Here is a 3,188-nt window from a genome sequence, read left to right as displayed (position 1 = left end):
TTGTGGTGTGGGTGGTGATGGTGTGGAGGGTGTGGGTGGTGCGGTGTAGGAGGGTGGTGGCGGTGGTGGTGTCGAAGAGGTCGGGGTGGTATTTGATGGTCAGGTGTAGCCGGGTGTCGGCGGAGGCGATCAGGGTGAGCGGGTAGTGGGTGGCGTCGTGGGCGCTGGCGCCGACTACCCGCATGCCGGCCAGGTCGGTGTCGGCGGAGAGTCCGGCGCGGTCGACCGGGTAGGACTCGAACACTGTCAATGTGTCGAAAACCGCGCCCGCTCCGGCTGCGGCCTGGATGTCGGTCAATCCGAGGTGGTGGTAGTCGAGCAGGCCGGCCTGCTCGGTCTGGACCCGTGTAAGCAACTCGGCGAGGGATTCATGGTGATCCAGTCGCACCCGGACCGGCACGGTGTTGATGAACAATCCGATCATCGACTCGATGCCCGGGATCTGCCCGGGCCGGCCCGCGACGGTGGCGCCGAACACCACATCGTCGCGGGCGGTCATGGTGGCCAGTACCAGGCCCCACGCCACCTGGATCACGGTGTTGAGCGTGACCCCTTGCTCGCGGGCCACGGTGGTCAGTGTCCGGGTCTGTTCCTCGGTCAGGTCCAGCTGGTATTGGTCGGGAATCGTGGACAGCTCCCGGCCCGGGTGCGCGGGGGCAAGCAGGGTCGGCTCCTCGGCCCCTGCCAGAGCCCGCGCCCATACCGCGCGTGAGGTTTGCGTATCCTGCCGGCCCAGCCACGCCAGATATTCCCGGTAGGGGTGCACCCGAGGCAATCCCGACCCGTCTCCTGCGGTGACGTAGAGGGTCAGCAGTTCCCGCAGCAGCAACGGTAACGACCAACCGTCGAGCAGGATGTGATGATTGGTCAGCACCAACCGGTATTCACCGGGCGCGAGGGTGATCAACATCAACCGCAGCAGCGGCGCGGTGTTCATGTCGAACCGGGTGGTCCGGTCGGCGGTCAGGATCCGGTCGAGTTCGGCCCCCCGTAGGCTCTCCTCCACTGCGGTCAGGTCGATCTCCCCCACCGGCACCTCGACATCGTCGGCGACGACCTGCAGGAACCGCCCATCGGGATCGGAGACGAACGCGGCCCGCAGGTTCGGGTGCCGATCCAGCAGTGTCTGCGCCGCGGCCTGCAACCGTGCCAGATCCACATCGCCGCGCAACTCCAACACCACCTGCACCAGATACGCGTCCACCGAGTGGTCGGCCAGCAACGCATGAAACAGCAGCCCCTCCTGCAGCGGCGCCAACGGCCAGATATCCGTGAGTGTCGGATACCGCTGTTCCAGCGCCTCGATCGTGTGCTGGTCGGGGCGCACCAGATCCAGATCCGAGGGGGTGAACCCGCCCGCACCCGGCTGCCCCGCATACTCGGCCAGCACGGTCACCGCCTGCCGCCACCGCCGCGCCAGATCGGTCACCTCGCCGTCCGAGAGCACCCCGGTCGGGAACGAGAACACCGCCCGCAACACCGAACCGGCGGCGGTGGTGGTCACCGCGGCATCGACGGCGACCACCGCGGCCACCGGCAGGTCCCGATCACCACCACCCAGATCACCGGTCTCCTCGACCGGAACCCACCCCACCTCCACACCGTCCTCGAGCACACCGGTGGTGGTGAACCGGCCCAGATAGTTGAACCCGACCTGCGGTTGCGGGAACGACGCCAGCACCTCACCGGTCTCGTCATTGAGATACCGCAACAACCCGTACCCGATCCCGCGGTCCGCGGTCGTGCGCAGTTGTTCCTTCACGGTCTTGACCGCCGCCCCCGCCGCCGCCCCACCGGCCAGGACCTCCTCGAGGTCCACCCCGGCCAAATCCAGACGCACCGGGAACATGGCGGTGAACCAGCCCACCGTCCGGGACAGATCCGCCCCCGCCACCACCTGCTCCTCCCGGCCGTGGCCCTCCAACCCGATCAAGGCCTGCGCGGTGTCGATGCCCCGATCACGCCGCCAGCTGCTCAACGCCACCGCCAGCGCGGTCAGCAAACCATCGTTCACCCCGCCGTGAAACACCTCCGGCAACGTCGTGAGCACGGTGTCGGTGACCGCGGCCGGCAACGCCACGCTGACCGTGTCCACCGTGGCCCCCACATCCACCGCCGGATCCAACGGACGCGACCCCAACACCGGATCCGACCCGGTCAGCATCTCCCGCCACAGGTCGAGTTCCCCGACCCGGGCCTCGCAGTGAGCAGCGGCAACCAGCCCGTGCGCCCACCGCCGCATCGACGTTCCCACCGGCGCCAGGTCCGCTTCCGCGCCCGCCGCCAGCCGCGCCCACGCCGCCGCCAGATCGGGCACCAGAATCCGCCACGACACCCCGTCGATCACCACATGATGCGCCACCAGCAACAACCGGCCCCCCGTAGTGGGGCCGGGATCGAACCACACCCCCTGCACCATCACCCCCGACACCGGATCCAGCCGACCCACAGCCGCCTCCCACGCACCAGCCACCACCGCCGAGAACCCCTCCCCGGTCACCTCCTCCACCGGCACCCGCACCAACAGCGACTCCGCGGAAACCGACCCCACCGGCAACACCTCCAAAACCCACCCCACCCCGGACCCGGAAACACAGCCGGACCCGGACCCGGAAACAGAGCCCGAGTCGGTACTGCGGCGCAACCGGGCTCGGAGCATGTCGTGCCGGTCCAACACCGCCTGCACCGTCCGGGCCAGCGTGTCCCGATCGATCCCCACCGGCAACGTCAACAACACCGACTGCGACACCCGCTCGAAACCGCCCACCCGCTCGAGCAACCACGCCACGATCGGGGTCACCGGAACCTCCCCGACCCCACCACCGGGAAGCTCCTCGAGCACCGGCCCGCCCACCCCGACCGAGGCAGCCACCTCCGCCAACCCCGCAACAGTCTTGTATTCGAACACCTCCCGCGGCGAGATCACCACCCCCGCCGCCTTCGCCCGCGCCACCAACTGAATCGACATGATGCTGTCCCCACCCAACGCGAAGAACGAATCATCCACCCCCACCGACTCCACCCCCAACACCTCCGCGAACACCCCCGCCAACACCACCTCCACCGGCCCCGACGGCGCCCGATACACCCCACCCGCGAACTCCGGCACCGGCAACGCCGCACGATCCAACTTCCCCACCGGCGTCAACGGCAACCCATCCACCACCACCAAAACCGCCGGCACCATA

The 3,188-nt window shown here is 68.7% G+C and carries 1 protein-coding gene; it reads right to left on the bottom strand.

Going from position 1 to position 3,188, the window contains the following annotated elements:
- Positions 1-3,188, bottom strand: a 3,188-nt coding sequence (locus IU459_RS36885) for a condensation domain-containing protein (protein ID WP_440446559.1), incomplete at both ends; no start/stop codon positions are given.

The organism is Nocardia amamiensis (assembly GCF_015477605.1).
GTDB classification, from domain to species: Bacteria; Actinomycetota; Actinomycetes; order Mycobacteriales; family Mycobacteriaceae; genus Nocardia; species Nocardia amamiensis_A.
Note: the sequence above shows the minus strand (reverse complement) of the source record. Positions and strands in the feature narration are given on the sequence as shown.